General features: G+C 38.0%; 16 protein-coding genes, 1 tRNA gene and 1 pseudogene. 9 read left to right on the top strand and 9 right to left on the bottom strand.

Annotated elements, in window-relative coordinates; genetic code table 11:
• The first annotated feature begins 265 nt into the window (after positions 1–265).
• The 7 genes and pseudogenes from lpdA (at position 266) to ribB (ending at position 8,721) form a co-directional block, all read left to right on the top strand.
• Positions 266–1,669: a dihydrolipoyl dehydrogenase gene (gene lpdA / locus L1S31_RS13945; RefSeq protein WP_236465385.1), complete on the top strand. Its 1,404-nt coding sequence runs from the start codon at positions 266–268 to the stop codon at positions 1,667–1,669.
• Between the two features lie 10 nt (positions 1,670–1,679).
• Entirely contained in the window at positions 1,680–2,177 is a 498-nt protein-coding gene (tpx, locus tag L1S31_RS13940; protein WP_236465383.1) for a thiol peroxidase, read from the top strand.
• A gap of 10 nt (positions 2,178–2,187) precedes the next feature.
• Positions 2,188–2,562 (top strand): diacylglycerol kinase, encoded by a 375-nt coding sequence (locus L1S31_RS13935; protein WP_236465382.1) that lies wholly within the window; start codon positions 2,188–2,190, stop codon positions 2,560–2,562.
• Positions 2,563–2,605: 43 nt separating this feature from the next.
• The gene (locus L1S31_RS13930; protein ID WP_236465381.1) at positions 2,606–5,080 is read left to right on the top strand and encodes a DNA translocase FtsK; all 2,475 of its coding nucleotides are present in this window, start codon (positions 2,606–2,608) and stop codon (positions 5,078–5,080) included.
• Between the two features lies 1 nt (position 5,081).
• The gene (lolA1, locus tag L1S31_RS13925) at positions 5,082–5,723 is read left to right on the top strand and encodes an outer membrane lipoprotein periplasmic chaperone LolA1 (protein ID WP_236465380.1); all 642 of its coding nucleotides are present in this window, start codon (positions 5,082–5,084) and stop codon (positions 5,721–5,723) included.
• Between the two features lie 6 nt (positions 5,724–5,729).
• Positions 5,730–7,157: pseudogene (locus tag L1S31_RS13920) on the top strand (LptF/LptG family permease); the annotation flags it as partial.
• A 430-nt stretch (positions 7,158–7,587) separates the two neighbouring features.
• A complete protein-coding gene (gene ribB / locus L1S31_RS13915; RefSeq protein ID WP_236465379.1) occupies positions 7,588–8,721 on the top strand; it encodes a 3,4-dihydroxy-2-butanone-4-phosphate synthase in 1,134 nt (377 codons plus the stop codon).
• Between the two features lie 56 nt (positions 8,722–8,777).
• Here ribB and L1S31_RS13910 read toward each other — a convergent pair whose 3' ends face one another.
• The 4 genes from L1S31_RS13910 to L1S31_RS13895 form a co-directional block, all read right to left on the bottom strand.
• A complete protein-coding gene (locus L1S31_RS13910; protein WP_236465378.1) occupies positions 8,778–9,167 on the bottom strand; it encodes a GNAT family N-acetyltransferase in 390 nt (129 codons plus the stop codon).
• Positions 9,168–9,217: 50 nt separating this feature from the next.
• Complete coding sequence (locus L1S31_RS13905) at positions 9,218–9,757, bottom strand: SRPBCC domain-containing protein (RefSeq protein WP_236465377.1); 540 nt, start codon at positions 9,755–9,757, stop codon at positions 9,218–9,220.
• A 32-nt stretch (positions 9,758–9,789) separates the two neighbouring features.
• The gene (locus L1S31_RS13900) at positions 9,790–11,529 is read right to left on the bottom strand and encodes a T9SS type A sorting domain-containing protein (protein ID WP_236465376.1); all 1,740 of its coding nucleotides are present in this window, start codon (positions 11,527–11,529) and stop codon (positions 9,790–9,792) included.
• A gap of 142 nt (positions 11,530–11,671) precedes the next feature.
• A complete protein-coding gene (locus L1S31_RS13895; protein ID WP_236465375.1) occupies positions 11,672–12,880 on the bottom strand; it encodes a helix-turn-helix domain-containing protein in 1,209 nt (402 codons plus the stop codon).
• Between the two features lie 239 nt (positions 12,881–13,119).
• Here L1S31_RS13895 and L1S31_RS13890 point away from each other — a divergent pair.
• Positions 13,120–13,204: transfer RNA gene (locus L1S31_RS13890), tRNA-Ser, on the top strand.
• A gap of 292 nt (positions 13,205–13,496) precedes the next feature.
• Here L1S31_RS13890 and L1S31_RS13885 read toward each other — a convergent pair.
• From L1S31_RS13885 to L1S31_RS13870, 4 genes are all read right to left on the bottom strand, one after another.
• On the bottom strand, positions 13,497–14,363 hold the full coding sequence (locus L1S31_RS13885) for a T9SS type A sorting domain-containing protein (protein ID WP_236465374.1): 867 nt from the start codon (positions 14,361–14,363) through the stop codon (positions 13,497–13,499).
• Positions 14,324–14,884 (bottom strand): hypothetical protein, encoded by a 561-nt coding sequence (locus tag L1S31_RS13880; protein WP_236465373.1) that lies wholly within the window; start codon positions 14,882–14,884, stop codon positions 14,324–14,326. The genes L1S31_RS13885 and L1S31_RS13880 overlap by 40 nt, the downstream gene beginning before the upstream one ends.
• Positions 14,885–15,004: 120 nt before the next feature.
• Positions 15,005–16,573, bottom strand: coding sequence for a helix-turn-helix domain-containing protein (locus L1S31_RS13875; RefSeq protein WP_236465372.1), 1,569 nt, complete (start codon positions 16,571–16,573; stop codon positions 15,005–15,007).
• A 137-nt stretch (positions 16,574–16,710) separates the two neighbouring features.
• Complete coding sequence (locus L1S31_RS13870) at positions 16,711–17,646, bottom strand: pirin family protein (RefSeq protein WP_236465371.1); 936 nt, start codon at positions 17,644–17,646, stop codon at positions 16,711–16,713.
• A 124-nt stretch (positions 17,647–17,770) separates the two neighbouring features.
• Between L1S31_RS13870 and L1S31_RS13865 the strand changes: the two genes are divergently transcribed.
• On the top strand, positions 17,771–20,101 hold the full coding sequence (locus L1S31_RS13865) for a GAF domain-containing protein (RefSeq protein ID WP_236465370.1): 2,331 nt from the start codon (positions 17,771–17,773) through the stop codon (positions 20,099–20,101).
• Here the strand turns inward: L1S31_RS13865 and L1S31_RS13860 are convergent.
• Entirely contained in the window at positions 20,098–21,282 is a 1,185-nt protein-coding gene (locus L1S31_RS13860; RefSeq protein WP_236465369.1) for a Pycsar system effector family protein, read from the bottom strand. The genes L1S31_RS13865 and L1S31_RS13860 overlap by 4 nt on opposite strands.
• Between the last annotated feature and the right edge of the window lie 3 nt (positions 21,283–21,285).

Genomic DNA, 21,285 nt, shown 5'->3' with positions numbered 1-21,285 from the left:
CTTTTCATTGTTCATTTTCAAAACAATTACTTCTGATATTCTATAGTAAAATTACAAAAACAGATTTGAAGAATTCCTGATTTTCAAAATTTTAACATTAAAAAATAGCAAGATTTTTGTTTTTGTATTTCGATACTTATTAAATAAAAATAAAGCTAAAATTTCTCTTATAAATGCCAAACTATTTTTCCCGATTATTTCATTTTTTACTAAAATAAAAACTGTAATTTTGTGACGCAAAATAAAAACACCAAACAACATAATTATGAGTTCATTTGACGTAGTCATCATAGGTTCTGGTCCTGGCGGATATGTATCAGCAATCCGTTGTGCCCAATTAGGTTTCAAAACTGCCATCATCGAAAAATATCCAACCCTAGGAGGAACCTGCCTTAACGTAGGCTGCATCCCATCAAAAGCACTGTTGGCATCCTCACATCATTATGAAGAATTACAGCATTTTGCCGATCACGGAATTGAAGTTTCAGGAAAGGTAAAAGTGAATCTCGAAAAAATGATTGCACGCAAGCAGGCTGTAGTTGACCAAACTTCGGGAGGTGTAAAATTCCTAATGGACAAAAATAAAATCACCGTTTTTGAAGGATTAGGTTCTTTTGAAAGTGCTACCAAAATAAAAATCACAAAAGCCGATGGTAAATCTGAAACCATCGAAGCTAAAAATACCATCATTGCAACCGGTTCAAAACCGTCTTCCTTGCCTTTCATCAAACTGGACAAGGAAAGAGTCATTACTTCTACCGAGGCCTTAAAATTACCTGAAGTCCCTAAACACTTAGTGATTATTGGTGGTGGTGTTATCGGAATTGAATTAGGACAGGTTTACCTTCGCCTTGGTGCTGAAGTTTCTGTGGTGGAATTCATGGACCGAATCATTCCGGGAATGGATGCAGGTTTGTCAAAAGAACTGACCAAAGTCCTGAAAAAACAAGGAATGAAATTCTATACGTCGCACAAAGTACAATCGGTTGACCGAAAAGGCAAAACCGTAACCGTTAAAGCTGAAAACGCCAAAGGTGAAATCATTACCCTTGAAGGAGATTATTCATTGGTTTCTGTTGGAAGACGCCCATATACAGATGGATTGAATGCTGACAAAGCCGGAGTAAAAGTTACCGAGCGTGGCATGATCGAAGTAAATGACCATTTGCAAACCAATGTCCCAAATATCTATGCAATTGGAGATGTGGTTCGCGGTGCAATGTTGGCGCACAAAGCCGAAGAAGAAGGAACGATGGTTGCCGAAATTTTGGCTGGACAAAAACCTCATATCGATTATAATTTAATTCCGGGTGTAGTTTATACCTGGCCTGAAGTTGCTGCTGTTGGAAAAACCGAAGAGCAGTTGAAGGAAGCCGGTGTTGCCTATAAAGCCGGAAGTTTCCCGTTCAGAGCGTTGGGAAGAGCAAGAGCGAGTTCTGATAATGATGGATTTGTCAAAATTTTGGCAGATGCAAAAACGGATGAAGTTTTGGGAATCCACATGATTGGTGCACGTTGTGCCGATTTGATTGCCGAAGCCGTAACCGCAATGGAATTCAGGGCCTCTGCCGAAGACATCTCGAGAATGTCGCATGCACATCCAACATTTGCAGAAGCTGTAAAAGAAGCAGCGTTGGCAGCAACCGATAACCGTCCTTTACACATCTAATAAAAAAATTATGGCTTCAGTATTATTAAGTGGAAAACCTGTGAATACGAATGGTGAATTGCCAAACGTTGGCTCAAAAGCTCCCGATTTCAAATTAGTAACAACCAATCTATCAATCGTCAGCCTAAGCGATTTTGCAGGGACAAAATTAGTCCTGAATGTTTTTCCAAGCATTGATACTCCAACCTGCGCAATGTCGACACGGACATTTAATGCAAAAGCAAGCCAATTGGAAAACACCAAAGTATTGTGCATTGCACGTGATTTGCCATTTGCCTTCAAACGTTTTTGTGGTGCAGAAGGATTGGACAATGTAGTTTGCCTATCTGATTTCAATAACGGGAATTTTGGAAAGGATTACGGGCTTGAATTTACAGATGGTGCTTTTGCCGGATTGCATTCGAGAGCTGTAATTGTGCTTGACGGAAATGGCGTTGTAAAATATACAGAACAGGTTCCAAATACCTCAGACGAACCAAACTACGAAGCGGCTTTAGCTGCATTATAATACATTAAATATGGAATTCGAAAAAGACAACTCCTTTATTAAGGGCCGTATGAAAAGCGTTGGCTTTGCGGTAAAAGGTGCCATCAAACTGATAACTACTGAGCACAGCGTGATGGTTCAGTCCTCTTTGGCTATGATAATGATCATTGCCGGATTCTATTTCCATATCTCAAGGGAAGAATGGATGATGCAGATTTTGGCCTTTGGTTTGGTATTGAGCATCGAAGCTTTAAATACCGCCGTTGAAAAAATTGCCGATTTCATCCATCCTGAATTCCACAGCAGAATTGGCTTCATCAAGGATATTGCCGCTGGTGCCGTTATGTTTGCTGCTATGGCTGCCATTGCGGTCGGATTATTAATTTATGTTCCTAAATTTCTTTAATCATTCGATTAAATTTCTATTTTTATAGCGTTATAAATCACCAATGGCAAAAACAGTAAAGAAAGAAACTAAGGAAAAAGATCCACAATCGGAGATTAAAATTTTAAAGACCAAAAAGCAATACCGAATGCTGTTTGGGTTTCTTTTAGTGTTGCTTTCCATTGCTTTTTTGGTATCCTTCATTTCCTTTTTTGTTTCCGGAAATGGCGTTGGCTATGGCCAGGCCGACCAAAGTGCTGTTGATGCGATTACCGACAGGAATGTCCCTGTAGAAAACTGGCTGGGCAAATTTGGAGCTTACATTTCCGATTTATTCATTTACCGCGGTTTCGGAATTGCCTCTTTCCTTTTTGTCAAATTGTTCTTTTTGAGCGGTGCCTTTTTACTGTTGGACCTGCCGGTTAAAAAACTCAAGAATACCTGGTTTTGGGATTTGTTTGCCATTATCGTTTTATCGATAACCTTTGGTTTTTTTGCTACTTCCCTTCCTGAATTAGGAGGAACCGTTGGTTATGAAATGAATCAGTTCATCCAGGATTATATTGGCAAAATCGGAACGCTGCTTGGAATTGTCTTTGCAATTGTAATCTATCTGATATTCAAAATAAAGATATCTCCCGATGCCATTAAGACCTTCTTCGAAAAGAAACATCAGGACATCAAGGAGGATATCGATTCGTTGGCTACTGCCGACAAAGGAACCGATTATAACCTTGAGGAATTTGCTGTAAAGGAAGAAGGCGAAGAAGAGGAATTGGAAGAACCAACTTTAAAGCCTTCCCAGTTTGAAATCAATAAGGATGCTTTAAAACCAACTATTTCGAGTGCTTCCGAAATCAATATGGAGCCTACCTTAAAAACGGTTGAACCGACTCCCGAACCCATCGCAGAACCTGTAAAACATATTATTGAAACCAATGACGAGGCATTTGTCATAGAGCAGGCTCAGGATGAAGACATTATCGAAGAAAACCTTGCAGCAAAATTGGTAGCGGATTTTGGTGAATTCGACCCTACATTGGAATTATCCAACTACAAATTCCCAACCATTGATTTATTAAAGGAATATACTTCTGTTGGTATTACCATCAATCAGGAAGAGCTTGAGGAAAACAAAAACAGGATTGTAGAAACATTGAAAAACTACAAGATTGATATCGCCCAAATTAAAGCGACCGTTGGTCCATCGGTAACGCTTTATGAAATTGTTCCCGAAGCAGGAATCCGTATTTCAAAAATCAAAAGCCTTGAAGACGATATTGCACTTTCACTGGCAGCTTTAGGAATCCGTATCATTGCGCCAATTCCGGGAAAAGGTACTATTGGTATTGAGGTTCCAAACAAGAACCCAACAATGGTTCCAATGAAAACGGTCATCGCTTCGGCAAGATTCCAGGAAGCTGAAATGGAACTGCCAATTGCTTTAGGGAAAACCATCTCGAATGAAACCTTTGTGGTCGATTTGGCAAAAATGCCCCACCTTTTAATGGCCGGAGCAACAGGACAGGGAAAATCAGTTGGATTGAATGCCGTCCTAACTTCGCTTTTATACAAAAAACATCCGGCGGAAGTTAAGTTTGTTTTGGTAGATCCAAAGAAAGTGGAACTTACGCTTTTCAATAAGATTGAACGTCATTACCTGGCAAAACTTCCGGATGTGGAAGATGCAATCATTACCGACAATACCAAAGTAATCAACACGCTCAATTCGCTTTGCGTAGAAATGGATAATCGTTATTCCTTATTAAAGGATGCAATGGTGAGGAATATTAAGGAATATAATGAAAAATTCAAAGCAAGAAAATTAAATCCGGAAAACGGACACCGATTTTTACCTTATATAGTTTTGGTTGTCGATGAGTTTGCCGATTTGATTATGACCGCAGGAAAGGAAGTGGAAACTCCGATTGCGCGTCTGGCTCAGCTAGCCCGTGCCATTGGAATCCATTTGATTATTGCTACCCAAAGGCCATCGGTGAATGTTATTACGGGTATCATCAAGGCGAATTTCCCGGCACGTATTGCGTTCAGGGTTACTTCCAAAATTGACTCAAGAACCATTTTGGATACACAGGGTGCAGACCAGTTGATTGGACGTGGGGATTTATTGTATTCCAACGGAAATGATTTGGTTCGTGTACAATGTGCTTTTGTAGACACGCCTGAAGTAGAAAGAATTGTAGATTATATTGGTGGGCAAAAAGCCTATGCAAGCGCTTATCTTTTACCGGAATATGTTGGAGAAGAGGGAAGCGGCCCTAACCTTGAGTTTGATATTTCCGAAAGAGACAGTATGTTTAGGGAAGCAGCCGAGATAATTGTGACAGCCCAGCAAGGTTCGGCATCATTATTGCAAAGGAAGCTGAAACTTGGCTATAACCGCGCCGGAAGATTGATTGACCAATTGGAGGCAGCCGGAATTGTAGGCCCGTTTGAAGGAAGCAAAGCCAGAAGTGTAAACATTCCCGACCTGGCTTCATTAGATCAATTTTTTACGAATGAACAAAACAATGCATAAAATGAACAAAATACTTTCGATTGCTATCTTATTTTTAGTAACCATTACTGCTAATGCGCAAGATAAAAAAGCAAAAGACTTATTAGATCAGGTAACGGCTAAAATCAAGTCGTACAATAATATTACCATTGATTTCAAATATACCCTTACCAACAACAAGGAAAACATCAATAAGGAAAGTAAAGGAAATGTAATTATCCAGGGCAACAAATATGTGCTGAATTTTATGGGTGTTACCAAAATATTTGATGGCAAAAAAAGCTATACCATTGTCCCGGAAGATGAAGAAGTTACAGTTTCAAGCTTGAGTGACAATGATGAAAAAGCGATTACCCCTTCTAAAATGCTGACTTTCTTTAACAGCGGCTATAAATTTAGCTGGGACATCCTACAAGACGTAAAAGGTCGAAAAATACAGTACATCAAACTGATTCCAACCAATGCCAAAGATCAGCGAAAAGAGATTTTATTAGGCATCGATTCCCAAACCAAAAACATCTACAATGTTATTGAAATGGGGAAAAACGGAACCAGAACTACGTTAACTGTTAATTCTTTTAAAACCAATCAGCCATTATCAAAAAATCAGTTTACCTTTGTAGCTAGTAAATATCCAAATTACTACATCAATAAACTAGATTAATCCCGGGTGAAAATACTTGACAAGTACTTATTAAAATCCTTCCTTATTACATTTGCTACGGTATTTGTAATTCTGTTTTTCATATTCGTACTTCAGGTTGTATGGCTCTTCATTTCTGAATTAGCCGGTAAAGACTTAGATGTCTTAATGATCGTTAAGTTTTTACTTTTCAAAATGCCAAGCATTATTCCGCTTGTTTTACCATTATCCGTTTTATTGGCATCCATCATGACTTTCGGAAGTTTTGCGGAAAACTACGAGTTTGCCGCAATGAAATCTTCAGGAATATCATTGCAGCGGGCGATGCGCAGCCAAATCTATTTTATTGTTCTGCTGAGCTTGGTTGCTTTTGCATTTGCCAACAATGTCATTCCGTATGCCGAATATAAGTTTGTCAACTTTCGGAGAAACATAGCTCAGGTAAAACCTGCCATGGCAATCGCCGAAGGGCAGTTTAGCCAGGTTGGAAGCTACAATATCAAGGTTGAAAAAAAATCGGGAGAAAACGGCAAATACCTTAGCGGTGTTACCATTCACCAATTATCAACCCAGGGAGCTGGTGCCAATACCGTAATCAAAGCTAAAAAAGGAGAACTGATCAGCAGCGAAAGCTCCAATATCCTGAAGCTGGTCCTGAAAGATGGTAATTATTACGAGGATATCACTCCAAAAAAATTCGAAGACCGAAACAAGGTTCCGTTTGCCAAAAGTGAGTTCAAGCGATATGTCATCAATATTGATTTATCCAAATTGAACAGTGCCAACATGGATGAAGCGCAGATTACCAATACCAATACGATGCTTACCGTTGGTGAACTTTCGTACACGCTGGATTCCTTACAAAAAAATTACAACAAGGACATCGTTTCCATGGCTGATAACCTGACATTGCGTTCTTCAATTTCGCCAACGGTCAATCCGGCAACAGTAAGTCCAAATACGCTTAATGCCTCTAACCTGTTACAAGGTTTTTCAGATAGCGATAAAATGCAGATACTTCGTGTAGCAAGTGGTAATATTGATGCTGTTAATTTTTCTCTCGACAGTTCGAAATTTGAACTCGAAGACAAGGAAAAGAACATCAGCCAACACTGGATTGCGCTTTACGACAAGTTTGTGATTGCTTTTTCCTGTTTGCTTATGTTCTTTATCGGGGCGCCTTTGGGAGCCATTATCCGAAAAGGAGGTTTGGGACTTCCTATCGTATTTGCGATATTGATTTTCATCATTTTCCATTTCATCAATACGTTCGGGAAAAAAGTAGCACAACAGGACGAAATCACACCATTCCTGGGCTGTTGGATGTCGTCATTTGTATTGGCACCCTTGGCAATCATACTCACCAAGAAAGCCACCGATGATAAAGGATTTACCTTTGATTTTAGTTGGTTTACCAATATCTTCACTCGTTTCTTTCCAAAAGAAGAGGAAGAACTGGCAACCGAATCTGTTCCAACAACGGGTAGCTTTGACTTAAAGGATGAAGTAAAAACGCTTGAGAAAAAAGCATCAAAGACACCTAAAAAAACAGCCCCGAAAAAACAAAAAATAGATGCTGCCGAAATAAAAACCATTGCACAACAACACCATAAATTCAGCCTGTTTGCCTTTATTGGCTATGTGCTGTTATTACTTCTTGCCCTAACCGGCCAGTTAGATAACACAGTTATGATGATTGTTGCCATTGGCATTGCTCTTGTTTTCTATTTTGCATTATACAAAGCACAAACGATATTACATTCTATCGGAAAAGCTGATTTAAATACCATCACTGTATTACTTGCAGCTTTTCCATTTTATCCACTTTTCTATTTATATAACAGAAGTTATTTAAAGGAAATCCAATTCGAATCCCATGCATAAAATGAGTACAATGAAAATACATCTCAATACCATAGAGGAAGCCATCGAAGACATTCGCCAAGGCAAAATCATCATTGTAGTAGATGATGAAGACCGTGAAAATGAGGGTGATTTTTTGGCTGCAGCCGAAAAGGTAACCCCGGAAATGATTAACTTCATGGCTACGCACGGTAAAGGATTAATCTGTGCGCCATTGACGGAGAAGCGTTGTGTGGAATTGGAACTGCATTCCATGGTAAAGAACAACACCGACCACATGGAAACTGCCTTTACGGTTTCTGTTGATTTGAAAGGAAATGGTGTTACAACAGGAATATCAGCATCAGACCGTGCGAAAACGATATTGGCCTTAATGAATGAAGATACGAAACCTTACGATTTGGCTAGACCTGGACATATTTTCCCACTGATTGCAAAACAAGGCGGCGTATTGCGTAGAACAGGACATACCGAAGCTGCAATTGATTTTGCCCGATTAGCCGGTTTTAAACCTGCAGGTGTAATTGTAGAAATTATGAATGAAGATGGTTCTATGGCGCGTTTGCCTGAATTGGTAAAAGTGGCCAAAAAATTTGATTTGAAATTGGTTTCAATTGAAGATTTGGTAGCCTACAGAATGCAGCACGACAGCCTTATTGTGAAAAAAGATGATTTTGAAATAGAAACCCGTTTTGGGACTTTTCGTTTGCGTGCATACCAACAAACTACCAACAAACAAGTCCATTTGGCATTGACCAAAGGAAGCTGGAATTTAGGAGACCCAGTGCTGACCCGGATTAATTCAACCCAGGCCAATAATGATATCCTGAATACTTTAGCCATGGCAATGGATAAAAAACTGGATGATGTTTTCAACCGCATCATTAAGGAAGAAAAAGGTGCCGTTCTTTTTATCAATCAGGAAGTAGATTCCTCCGATTTGCTGAACCGCTTAACCGAATTGAAACATTTACAGGCTGAAGGCATTCATAAAGTGCCGCAAATCAAGATGGATGTTAAGGATTTTGGTATTGGAGCCCAAATCCTGCACGATATTGACATTTCCAAAATACGACTGATTTCGAATACTACCCAAACCAAACGTGTAGGTATGATTGGCTACGGATTGGAGATTATTGAGTACGTAAGGTATTAAGTAAAGTAGCTATGTTAGGCAAATACAGGACAGGATTATTGATCTTCTTTTGTCGTTTATAAAATATAGCATTGTTCAAAATGTTTCATTCCTATTTTTGGATAATATGTTACAGCTGCCGGAGCAGACAACAAAATAAGCATCGCTTCAGGACTTTTGTTTTTTGTAAATTCAATCAATTTCCTGCCAATGCCTTTATGTTGAAAATCCTTATCAACAGCAAGATCTGAAAGGTAAGTACAAAAAGCGAAGTCGGTTAATGACCTTGAAATTCCTATGAGCTTTCCTTCCAGCCTGGCCGTAACTATTAAATTGGCATACGTGCACATTTTTTCAATCCGTTCGTCATTGTAAATTGGCCTGCGTTCGCCAAGCGTGCTTCGGTTTAGGATATCTTTAAATTCTTTAGGATTCAGTGTATCTTCCACTTGGTAAATTATTTTCATACTACTGTTTTCTATTTGGAATTTCAGTTTTGGTGCATTACAGCGTCCAACTATTTTTTAAAGATTCTGATTAATTCGTTATAGGTCCATTCATTACCTTTCGTAAAGAAGGAATAGGTTTTATCCCAATCTTCCCCATCTCCAAAGCCCACCATCGATGATATTATTTTCGTGTGCTTGTCATCAATTTTCCTCAACTGGATAATTTCCTGCAGGTTCCTGTCAGTATCCCTAGTATTCTTGGAAAACTTCCCATTTAGGTTTACTTTTAGAGTAATCATTTCATTTTCTATAAAATTGATGATGGGCATAGTAATCGAAGTAGCGTCTGTCAGTTTTTTTGAAGAGTCATAATTGGTTACTATCGAGCCGCCTGTCCTTAGCTCAATATGGGATACTGGAGCAATCCATTTTTGAAGTTGATTGTCTTCAGAAAAAAGGCGCCATGCGTTTTTAATATCTAGTGGAATTACCATTTCAAAACGTAAAACACGTTCACCAGCCTGATTTTTATACGAGGTGTTTTTCACAGATTGGCTAAAGCTGTGAGTAGTTACAGCCATAACAAAAAATAAAATATATTTGCTCATAAAATTAAATATCTATTATTTTTATTGACAGGCTAATTATCCGATTTAATAAATTTTGTACTGTAATTAAATGACTGCCCTTCTATTTTAATTAGATAGGTTCCTATATTAAGTTCGTCAGTCGGTATTTTTATTGAATTGCCTTCAATCTGGTAATTGATGGTTTTCAACAATTTTCCTTTCATATCTATCAGACTGACTTTGAGTGGTTCCTCAACATTTCCGTCAAAAGTAATATTTAAAAATCCTTTTGCCGGATTTGGATAGATACTAAACGGCTTTTGTATTTCATTTGATTCAACAGCCAGCAAATTTCCAGAATTTTCAATATTTGAATAAAACGTGTTTATGCCAACGTTTGAAAACGTTTCCAATATCCCGGAAGGGTATTTGATAGATAAAGTTTGGATAGTCGTAGCATTTCCCAAACCAAAATGAACCCTTAAATCATTTTGACTTTGAAATGAATTCTGTGCTGTAATCTCCCTCATTTGCCAGGTATCGACGCCATTAATCGTAGCCCTTAGTTTAACCAGAGTTCCAAGTGCAGATTTATTTGATGTTGTCCCGACACACTTTATGGTAATCCAATTATTTCCTGTTGCTGCAGAGGTATTTTTATATAATGCCCGCGTTGCGTCAACACCACTAACAAATAAATCCAGATCGCCATCATTATCATAATCTCCATTAGTGATGCCTGAACTATTATTTACTGTTCCCAAACTAATGGCAGTGGCAAAAGTACCATTGCCATTGTTTTTGTAAAATTTAGGTTTGGACATATCATTTGTAATAATTACATCCAAGTCGCCGTCGTTGTCAAAATCACCCCAATCATTGGCAAGATTAGTGGTTTGAGTGGTAAAAGGAGTAGTTTGCAAGGTATAGACGCCACCCGAATTCCGATAGAATCTTGTACTTGCACCTCCATAATTTGTAAGGCATAAATCTAAATCCTGGTCATTATCAAAATCAATAAAGTTATAGCATTGTCCATCCTGGAGTTGAGTAGCGAACAACTCGGTGGTCATAGGTTCAAAAGTATCTGAACCGTTTTCAATCTTCATGTTTTTATAACAAAAATCAGGTCCTGGAGTTCCACCTGGTCCACTGGCAACAAATAAATCCATGTCGCCATCCAAATCATAATCACTCCAATAAGGTACGGTGTAGGGATGCGTTTCATCCGTTAGCTGATAACCTGTTATTTGTTCGGCTACTGCTGTTGCACTGGTATTTAAAAATAATTTAGAGGGAAAGGGTCCAATGCCTGCGCCATGAAATCCGGCAGCATGCACAAAAACAAAATCAGGAAAAGCATCGTTGTTCCAGTTACCGATAGCGCAACCCCATGCCGGATAATCGGTTAGGCTGGAATATTGGGAAGTAATATTTGTAAAAGTGCCACCACTATTTCCTAAAAAAATTCCCGCTGGATTTTGTGAAATAATGCAATCCATAAACCCATCGTTATTAATGTCTGCCCAAGATGCACCACCGGGAGCCTGCAATGGCTCAAAATCAAAAGGGTTTGTGATCTGGGCAAACATTTCGTTTCCATCATTTCTAAACAAAAAATTTGGCGATGCAAATAAGTCCAGATCATTATCGTTATCAAAATCCACCCATGAAACGCCTTTATATATTCCGGGAGACATATAGGTTGTTATTGGATTTGAAGGGTTTACAATTTTAGTAAAACCACCTTGAGCAGTAATGCTTAGATTTGCAATAAGAAATGTCAAAATAGAGGCGTAATTTTTTTTCATTTTATCAACTATTTAAGTTACTTTTTTAAACAAGTTTGAAACCTTACAGTTATCGATGCATAAAATTACAATGCACAACAAACCTATTGGGAAATCCTTATAAAGGTTTACCAATTAAAATTGTAAAATGATTCAATGAAAATTAAGAGGCCGGGCTGGTTTTGTGGGGCGCCTCACTTTTTTTAAAGCTTTTTTTGTACTCTATAGGCGACATGTTAACGTATGCCCTGAATGCTTTCCCAAAAGAAACTTTGTTATTAAACCCTACGATATAGGCGATTTCTATCAAGGTTACTTCTTTGTCGCTATTTTTAATTAAGGCTTTGCCTTCTTCAATCCTGTATCGGTTCACAAATTCAAAAAAGTTCATTTTGAATTGTTCATTTATGATTTGGGATATGTATTCTTTCTGGAGTTCCATTTTGATTGCCAGATCATTCAATCTTAAGTCATTTTTTCTCCAAAGTGTATTTTCTGTCATAAGCCTGTCCAATTTTTCCGCCAGTTCCTTGCTCGTTTTCCAATCAATGGGAGAATTTTTATACTTTGTGAAACTACCAATAGTTGCTTTTTCGTCTCTCGGTGCGTTAGATTGCGTAGAAAAATCACTCTCATATTTTTTTTCCCTGATCTTTGGCATTAAGTCATCAAAAACATAGGGCTTTAAAAAGGCAACTACCGTTATTATAAGAATGAATACAACCATTGAGAATGCAATCATATAATCCCATTCGAGGGTAAGGATTCCAAACGCGACAAACAGCTTATAGATGAGAAACGAGAATGCTATGCCACACAAACCAATGCAAAGCATAATTATCCAGTTTTTTATTAATATAAATTCAGAGAAGGCTTTCCGCATGTTGTAAATCAATATACCATAACTGAAAATCTGGATTATGCTGAACCATGTTATTATCTGAAAAAATATGAAATAAAATGATTCTTTCGGAACACCATAGACCATATTAAATTTCTTCTGATTCGCTGCTTGGATTAAGTAAGGAATATGAATCAGCATTGCAGTACAAAACGGAATGAAATGCAGTAAACTTCTGCTGTTTATGCTGTGCTTTTGTACACTTTCAACATATAGGAATACAATAGGGCCAAATAATAAAAAGAAAAAACCGGATAATCCCGCAAAATGAGGGAAATAAATTTGATACCTGGTCCAATATAAAACATAGTCGACTAAAGTAAGCGAAAACAAAACCAGTAAAAGGGAGATTAAAAACTTACCAATCCTGTTTTGACCATTTTGAAATTGTATCAAAATACTGGTAATAAAACCAAGGAATGAAAATAAAAGGAAAATAATTGTCCAGTTGTCAAAGGAAGGTTCTTTCATGTTACAAATTTAAGCGAATTAACTTGTATAGTTAAATTATTTAATCTCATGCGACTCGGTCATGCTAATTTAGAATTTTAAATTGTAAAAGTGTTCAACCAACCTCAGTAAAGAGCAGTCCGTGAAACAAATAGCTTTTTGGCAAAAAAATAACTTGATATTTTAGTCAAAATCTTTTTGCAAAACGAAAAAGGTTGCTATATTTGCAACCGCATTGAGAAATTGATGCCCGACTTATTGGAGAAATGGCAGAGTGGTCGATTGCGGCAGTCTTGAAAACTGTTGACTGTAACAGGTCCGGGGGTTCGAATCCCTCTTTCTCCGCAAAGAAAAACCGATTAGTTTCCTAATCGGTTTTTTTATTTTCTAAAAGTGCCAAAAGTTTACTTTTGAGTGCTTTTGGGAAATAAAAAAATAAGGCTGTGCAACAGCCGTAGTTTTTCCTTGCTCAGGATACCCTTTAGGGCTCACCGAAGGTAATCCCGAATTAAATGCGCGGGCCAAACCTGCCTGTTCCAAATCCAACTGAGTAGCTCATCTCAATCCGTAATACAAACCAAAAAAAAAACCGCCAATATTTGGCGGTTTTTTTAATGGATAGAATTTGAATTAATGTTTATTCCTTAACAATTTTTATTACATCAGAATTGCCATTGTCCAGCTGTACTTTAACCATATAAATTCCTGTTGCAAGTCTTTGCATATCAATAGTATTTCCGGAAACGGTATAACCAATTATCTCACGGCCTTCCATATTGTAAATAGTGACGTTTTTGATTTGTTCCTCAGTGGTGAATTGCAATACATCTTTGACAGGATTTGGAAAGTATTTGATAGTTGTCTGTTCATGTGTTTGTGTATCAAGAGTAGAGTCACAATACCCTTCTACACTAAAAACCAGATTGTATCCTGGATGCTCTTCCCAAGTAGCTCCCATATCAAAAGAGGAATAACTGTCAAATCCAATTGCGGGTTGTGAAGTAGCTTCCCAAGTAAGGAAATCTGTTGAATAAGGTGTCGGGATTACTTCGATGAAATAATTACCTTCGCTCAATTCTATAGGTGCATTTTCCCAGGAAAAGGTGATAAATACCGAAACAACATCAAAAGGCATTCCCGGGAAAGGCCAGTAACCATTATAATCTTCTGTTGCTGGTCCTTTGTTAACGAAAGAATGTAAGATTGGGCCAGGCGCACCATCTACTGCACTTCTGATATTAATTGTAGCGTTGTGCAAACCACCTCCAAGAAGCAACGTGTGCATCGTAAACTTGGTCAGGTGAAAACTTGTGTTAGGTTCTACTACAAAATCATCTGCAACACAAATAACGCCTCCCGGAGAAAGGAAAGACGCCGCAGTTTGAAATCCTTCGGTCAAATTTTCCTGTTGGCATGCATCCCCATAATCAGGTTGCACTTCACCCGAATCTGTACAGGTTCCTATTACCTGAAAAACCTTATTATAATAACCTGTTCCTCCCATGGTTCATTTTCAAATCTAAAATAATCAAACACGCCATACGTTTGGTCTTCAAGTGTGATTTCCCAACCTACAGGCACATCATCACCGGCAGCAGCAGTTAACTGCACAAAGTATTTCCCTTTTTCCAAAGTCACAAAAGATGGTAAATTAACAGTTACGGCATAGCAACCCATGCTAACATCTGGAATATCATAAAGAAAAACCTGGCTCGTCGGAACCAAAGCGTCAAAAGTCATTATTGCATCGCCGGGAAGTCCGTTTTGTTCGTTTCTCAAAGAAACATTCAGATAAGGAATGGATGCCAGGCCTTTTGTCAAGTTGAAAGTCATACTATTTGCGGTAAAGGTCGTACCAAAGGGAACATCAAAATCAGCTGCTCCTGCGTATTCATATAATCCGCCTGTAGTAATGTTTTCTGCGCCCGAAGAACTATCCGAAGTGGTTCCAAATGAGCATGGTCCTTGTCCGAATGATAAACCCGCAACCCCAACCAATAAGAAAGTAAATAATTTTTTTTTCATGAGTTTTTTTTTAATTGATGGGTGTAAAATTACAAAAGCGGGCTAATGCAATTTTTCAGATGTCTTTTAAAATTTGATATTTTAAAAGATAAAAAGATGTCTAAATGGGGTTATTTAGCGTTAGCTTCCTTTTTTTGAATGCTGTTCGTCTTCATAGCTTAAAAATACTGAAGGAGCAATACCCGTCACTTTCTTAAAAATTGTAGAGAATGTACTATGCGATGTAAATCCGCAGTCTTCGGCCAGATAACTTATTTTGTAGTTTGCGTATTCGCGCTGCGTGTGTATTTTATGGCAGATATAACGGATGCGCAATTCATTGATGTAATTATTGAAATTCTTGTCTTTATGTTCCTTTATAACTGCAGAAAGATAGGTCGGATTCGTATTCAAGGATAAGGCAAGCATCGAAACATTGAGTTTGGGATTGCGAAATTTTTCCTCCTCTTCGAATTTTTGCAGACCTATTAAAATATCTTCTTCCACAAACGACGGCACCGAATAATTGGTTTTTACTTCAATTTCTTTTTCGATCTGCGTTTCAATCGAAAATGCCATCGGCCGCTTTAATTTTTCTATGACAGATAGGTACTTCAGATGTTTTTCCCTTTTCTTCTTATGCAAATAGAAAAATATTGAACCACTTGTAATTACCATTAAAAGAATTCCCAACACAAGCCACTGATTGTATTGTTCCGTCTTCAAAATAGATTCAGAAAGATCTTTTTGCTCCATCTTAAAAGCAGTATCTATTGCTTTTAGGTCATGGTCTTCAAGCGTATCCCTCAATGAAAGGTGCTTTTCGTTGTATAAAGTATAATTCGCCTTGTCGCCAATTTTCTGATAATTCCTCGAAAGATTTAAATAAATTTCCAACCTTAGGGAAGTGATATTGAAATCCGGATCTTTTAAAATGGATTGTAAAGTCGAGATGGCTTGACGGTGATTGCCCCTTAAGGTATAGACTTCTGAAAGGGTTGAATAAATATAATAGTTCAAATTACGGTTTTCAGTGTCTTTAATTTTTAGCGCTTTTTGCAAATAAACCTCAGCCGAATCAGGCTGGTTAAGATAATAATAGGAATTCCCGATGTTGTAAAGCGATCTTCGGTAATTGTAAATGTGTTTTTTGTTGGTTTCTTTTACAAGTTCAAATTGATGCAAAGCGTTTTTATAATTTTTATTTGCTGCTTTGTAATTTTTATTATTAAAGTCAAGATTCCCTAACTCAAGGTAACTCAAAGCTTTCAGGCGGTACATTTTATCTCCTTGTGGTAATTTTTCAATTTGCTGCATTGCCAGGCCTAAATAGTATCGTGCTTTATCCGTTAGGTTCAGAAAAGAATATTGATTGGCTATCGTTCCATAAGCCGTGGCCATTCGCTCAGGGTCTGCAATCTTCTCAGCAATTTCCTTTGCCTTGAATGAATAATCAATTGATTTGTTGATGGCATTGGTGCGAAAATAAGCTTCCGAAATCCTTTGCAGGACTTTAAATTTTTGACTGTCTGATGATGTATTTTTGTAGATATAAATGCCGGATTTTACGATGCGCAAAGTGTCATTCGCTTCAAAGGAAAACAAGACGGTTTCCAAACTGTCTAACTTTTGTTGTTGTTTGGTTTGGGCAAACAATGGGAAAAGTAATGACAATAGAATAGTCGAAAAATAATACTTCTTTTGGATCATCGGAATTCAGCTTGTCAATTGTGCATGTAAAGTTCTTAAATAATACTTTAGCCGGGAGTTGATTTGTTATAATTTTTATGTTTTTAAGGATAAAAATTCCACACAAACCAAGGCAGTACAAATAAAAGCTTATTTTTTCAAGAAAGAGGTTCCGGTTTTGGCGGTCCACCAGCGGGTTTGGAGTTCTCATCTGGTAGTGGCACAAATTCCTTATTGTCGTTGGGAGGTAAAATGATGCGTCCCTGTTTCCAGTCCTCTTTTGCCTGTTCAATCCGTTCCTTTCTTGATGAAACAAAATTCCACCAGATGTAACGATCCCCAAGTGGTTCACCGCCAAGCATCATTAAGATAGTATCCTCATTTGCAATAATCATTGGATCGACACCCTTAGAAAATACCAGCATAAGTCCCTCAGGATAATTTACTCCTGAAACTTCAACACTGCCTTTTACAATATAAATCGAGCGTTCACTGTGTTCTTTAGGAAGGCCAAACCTTGCTCCTTTCTGTAAAACTACATGAAGATAGAATAAAGGTGAATTGGTTTTTACATCGTTCTTAAGTCCGTATGCATTCCCTGCTATAAGCCTCATCCACACACCGGTATCGGTATATATTGGCAACTGTTCGGGTTTGTAATTTGTAAATGATGGCGCTGCTTCTTCGTCCTTTTCCGGGAGTGCCACCCAGGTTTGTATCATTTCTAATTTTCCTCCGGCCAATACCGAAGGATCTTCGAACCTTTCGGAATGTGAAATGCCGCTTCCGGCTGTCATCCAGTTTACTTCGCCAGGGCGAATGATTTGCTCTACACCTAAACTATCACGATGCGTAACCTGGCCTCCAAAAAGATAGCTTACAGTTGACAATCCAATATGGGGATGTGGTAAAACATCTAAGGTTGAAACTATTGGAGGGACATTCAATACTGGTCCGGCATGATCCATAAAAATAAAAGGGCCAACCATCCTGTGTGTCCTGAACGGAAGGATTCGCTTTACTTTCATCGATTCACTGATGGCAGCATTCCTGGATTCTATAACTATATCGAGCATAAATTTAAAATCTATCATAAAAGTACGGAAATTTGAATGAATTGATTTGACCATTTAGTAATTGCGCAAAAAATTTTCCTTTTTGCCTTTTCTCAAATATTGACTATATTTATCGGTAGAATTGCAGGGAAGAAAAACCAAAATGAAAAGCAACTTAGAACAGACTGAAACTCCATTTATCGCCCAGATTTCATTCCACAAACTGATTGAAACACTGGAACAGATTGCGGCTTCCAATGTTGATTATCGGGTTAATTATGCTATGGCTTTACTAAAGGAAGTAGAGCGTCTGCCCGAATTCAGGACCGGAATTGTAGACTTATCAGTTATAAATGAGCATGAGGAATTAATCAGGAACCTGCTGGCCGATTTGTTTCCAACGGCCTTAACGCATAACGAAATCAAAGCTGTCGCCATTCCTTTCCACAACGTTACCTTCAATTATACCCAACGTTTTAAGAACATTTTGAAAGATGCCGGGGTTGCCTTTGATATGAACATCAGGGATTTTGATGACGAGCGTTTTTACATTATGAGTTGCTGCCTGATATTAAATGCGCATTATAAGCAGAATATCGAATTCAACAATCCACTGTTTTATGACATTCCCGATGGTTCCGGAATCATGAAGCACTACCGCATTTTGTATAATGCCGATTTTATTGAAATCATCCCGACTGAAAAAGCAATACCACTTACTGAGGAAGATATCGTATTGCTGATTGATAATTATGACGATTTTGAACTCTGGAAAGAAAAGTTTCCATTAAAAAGTTGGATTTTAAAAGGCTTCGGAATCGTACAGCTTTTTGATACCACCACCGAAAGTTCGGTGTCGACCCTCAAAACAAACCTCTTAAAAGCTACTGATACCAAAAATGAAGAGCTGGCTGAAGACTTTCAGTCGATATTCCGTTCGATATTCCGAATTCCCGATTTAAGGATTGGCCTGACCATCTATGAACCAGAGGACAAAAAATTCATACGTCCCAATGTTGATGCCAGGAACATCCATAGTTTTATCTTAAGTGAATGTGAGGAGGCAGAATGTTCGGGCAAACTCTACAATAGTTTTTTTGATGCGGTCATAAAGGAAAAGCAAATTTTCATCGTTTCAGATGTAGATATCTTTTCAGCCAAAAAAGGAAATGAAGCATTGGGCAGTCATTTGAAACAACAAAATATTAAAAGCTGTATTTTGGCTCCTGTCATCAAAGGTGATGAAATATTGGGCATTTTCGAATTGGCTTCAGAAAAAACAAGGGTACTCAACAGCATCAATGCCAATAAACTCGAATTGATACTGCCTTATCTAACCGACACTTTAAGCCGTTACAGGCTCGATTTACAAAACCAGATTGAAGCCGTTATCCAAAAGGAATACACCGCAATCCATTCGAGTGTTTATTGGAAATTCCGCCGTGAAGCCCAAAAATATATCCGCACGCTAATTGCCAATCAGTCCAAGGATTATATTTTTAAGGAAATTGTATTTAAGGAAGTGTATCCTTTGTTTGGCCAAATTGACGTAAAAGGTTCATCCGAACACCGCAATGAAAGTGTTGTCCAGGATTTAAGAATTCAATTGGAGACATTGATCGCCATCATTGAAAGTATGGAATCACAGGCGAACCTAATGATTTTGCAACAGCGAAAATTTGAGCTCCACTCCTTTCTCACACAGTTGGATGCTCCACTAAAAGCAGATACCGAACAAATCATTCAACGTTATGTTGAGTCCGAAATCCATCCCATTATCCATAGCAATGCCGATATTGAGCAAAGCAAAGATGCCATTGAGAAGTATTTTAAAAAAATTGATGAAAAGACCGGCATGTTTTACCACGCACGCAAAAAATTTGATAATGCCCTGAGTAAAGTCAATAAAAGATTAGCTACCGTTTTGGATGAAAAGCAGTTGGAAGCCCAGAAAATATTCCCGCATTATTACGAGCGTTTTAAAACCGATGGCGTAGAACATAATCTTTATATTGGTGCATCGATAGCTCCGGAAAAATCTTTTGACAAAATCTATCTGAATAATTTGAGGCTCTGGCAGCTTCAGACGCTCTGCGAAATGGAATTGGAACACCACGAATTGAAAGGCTCATTACCCTACACCCTTGATGTTACTTCGCTCATTTTGGTTTTCAGTTCGCCTATTTCCATCCGTTTCCGAATGGACGAAAAACGGTTTGATGTTGACGGAACCTATAATGCCCGTTATGAAGTGGTGAAAAAACGTATTGATAAGGCATTTATCAAAGGCACCCGTGAAAGGATTACCGAAAAGGAAAAGATTACCATCATTTATTCCCATTCGCATGAAGAAAGGGAATACATGGATTATATCAAATATTTACAGTTTAAGGAAATCCTGGAGCCAAAAGTCGAACAATTCGAAGTTGAGGAACTTCAGGGAGTTTCGGGCCTAAAAGGAATCCGGGTCAAGGTGGTGCATCAGAAACATTAAATGGGTGCCGATCTGAAAGCAAGTACAAAAGCGATTACCGAAACAATGATTCCAATCATAAAGATATTATAGGTAATGCGCAGCAAACGGTATTTTCGCTCCAAAACCAAACCAAGGTAATACAAATCCTTTGTCATCGAATTGTGAAGGTATTCCCTGTCCTTCAACAATTCATTTACCGCCCATTGATACTCATCATAAGGCATCTTAAAGAAATTCCCAAAGAACAACAGGTTCACTTTTTTATCCTCGATGTCCTGACGCGTAAATTTGCCCGAAGTCACTTTTGGTTTTGTCGAGAGAATGGCAAAAATGATGCTGATTACACTAAAAAAAACCATAATGAATGTTGGGATAACCAGGTGTGCGTTTCCCGGACTGTCCAGTTTGGGCACAATGGTAGAAAGCGCTATGGAAATAATAATCGCATTCACCGACAATAAAATATTGGCTTTGCTGTCGGCAATTTCACTCAGTCGAATGTGGTTCGTAAGTGTGATTTTGAACATGGTATCAATGCTTCGGTCGGGTTTTTCCTCCTTCTCTTTCTGCTTTTTTGTTTTAGTTGTTGTTTCCATAGTTTCATTTTCTAATGCGTCAATCCTTTTTAAAATCTTTTGAATGTTCTTTTCCTTTTTAGGCTGCCAGTGAAACAAGGCATATTCGCTAAAAAACTGATGCTGGTTTTGAAGGAAATTCAAATTCCCTTTTGCCCAATCCAAATCAGAGAATTCCATTTTCATCGTCATTTTCAGTTCTTCACGTAAAAAATCCGAAACGCTTATGTATTCCTTGGAAGCAAAATGATAGTAATCTGCATCGTGGATGATTTTTTCCAACAAATTAACCGGGATGTAGTCTTTTCTGGTTGCGTTAATCAGAGCCATAATTTGGTCAATCTTAGCTGCTTCATAATTTTGTTCTTTGAGGAATTTTTCAGCAATTTCGATACCCGCTGCTTCATGATTTTCACAACCACAAGTATACCCCGCATCATGGAACCAGGCAGCCAGAAGCAACAATTCCATTTCATTTTCGGTGACTGATTGTGCTGTTGCTATCGTTTTTACAGCATTGACTACAGATGAAGTATGCTTAAAATTATGATACAAAAATGAACCAGATAACTTATCTTTGAATAGTTTTTGGACAAAATCTTCAGCCTGATCTATAATAGTCATTTG

It is taken from the genome of Flavobacterium wongokense, assembly GCF_021608265.1.
Taxonomy (GTDB): Bacteria; Bacteroidota; Bacteroidia; order Flavobacteriales; family Flavobacteriaceae; genus Flavobacterium; species Flavobacterium wongokense.
This window is presented reverse-complemented; position numbering and strand designations above follow the sequence as displayed.

What these genes read in the sequence shown, in the direction of transcription:
- L1S31_RS13900 (WP_236465376.1), bottom strand. Translation starts at nt 11,529, where the DNA reads ATGAAAAAAAATTACGCCTCTATTTTGACATTTCTTATTGCAAATCTA.
- lolA1 (WP_236465380.1), top strand. Translation starts at nt 5,082, where the DNA reads ATGAACAAAATACTTTCGATTGCTATCTTATTTTTAGTAACCATTACT.
- ribB (WP_236465379.1), top strand. Translation starts at nt 7,588, where the DNA reads ATGAGTACAATGAAAATACATCTCAATACCATAGAGGAAGCCATCGAA.
- L1S31_RS13910 (WP_236465378.1), bottom strand. Translation starts at nt 9,167, where the DNA reads ATGAAAATAATTTACCAAGTGGAAGATACACTGAATCCTAAAGAATTT.
- L1S31_RS13870 (WP_236465371.1), bottom strand. Translation starts at nt 17,646, where the DNA reads ATGATAGATTTTAAATTTATGCTCGATATAGTTATAGAATCCAGGAAT.
- L1S31_RS13895 (WP_236465375.1), bottom strand. Translation starts at nt 12,880, where the DNA reads ATGAAAGAACCTTCCTTTGACAACTGGACAATTATTTTCCTTTTATTT.
- L1S31_RS13880 (WP_236465373.1), bottom strand. Translation starts at nt 14,884, where the DNA reads ATGAAAAAAAAATTATTTACTTTCTTATTGGTTGGGGTTGCGGGTTTA.
- tpx (WP_236465383.1), top strand. Translation starts at nt 1,680, where the DNA reads ATGGCTTCAGTATTATTAAGTGGAAAACCTGTGAATACGAATGGTGAA.
- lpdA (WP_236465385.1), top strand. Translation starts at nt 266, where the DNA reads ATGAGTTCATTTGACGTAGTCATCATAGGTTCTGGTCCTGGCGGATAT.
- L1S31_RS13875 (WP_236465372.1), bottom strand. Translation starts at nt 16,573, where the DNA reads ATGATCCAAAAGAAGTATTATTTTTCGACTATTCTATTGTCATTACTT.
- L1S31_RS13860 (WP_236465369.1), bottom strand. Translation starts at nt 21,282, where the DNA reads ATGACTATTATAGATCAGGCTGAAGATTTTGTCCAAAAACTATTCAAA.
- L1S31_RS13905 (WP_236465377.1), bottom strand. Translation starts at nt 9,757, where the DNA reads ATGAGCAAATATATTTTATTTTTTGTTATGGCTGTAACTACTCACAGC.
- L1S31_RS13885 (WP_236465374.1), bottom strand. Translation starts at nt 14,363, where the DNA reads ATGGGAGGAACAGGTTATTATAATAAGGTTTTTCAGGTAATAGGAACC.
- L1S31_RS13935 (WP_236465382.1), top strand. Translation starts at nt 2,188, where the DNA reads ATGGAATTCGAAAAAGACAACTCCTTTATTAAGGGCCGTATGAAAAGC.
- L1S31_RS13865 (WP_236465370.1), top strand. Translation starts at nt 17,771, where the DNA reads ATGAAAAGCAACTTAGAACAGACTGAAACTCCATTTATCGCCCAGATT.
- L1S31_RS13930 (WP_236465381.1), top strand. Translation starts at nt 2,606, where the DNA reads ATGGCAAAAACAGTAAAGAAAGAAACTAAGGAAAAAGATCCACAATCG.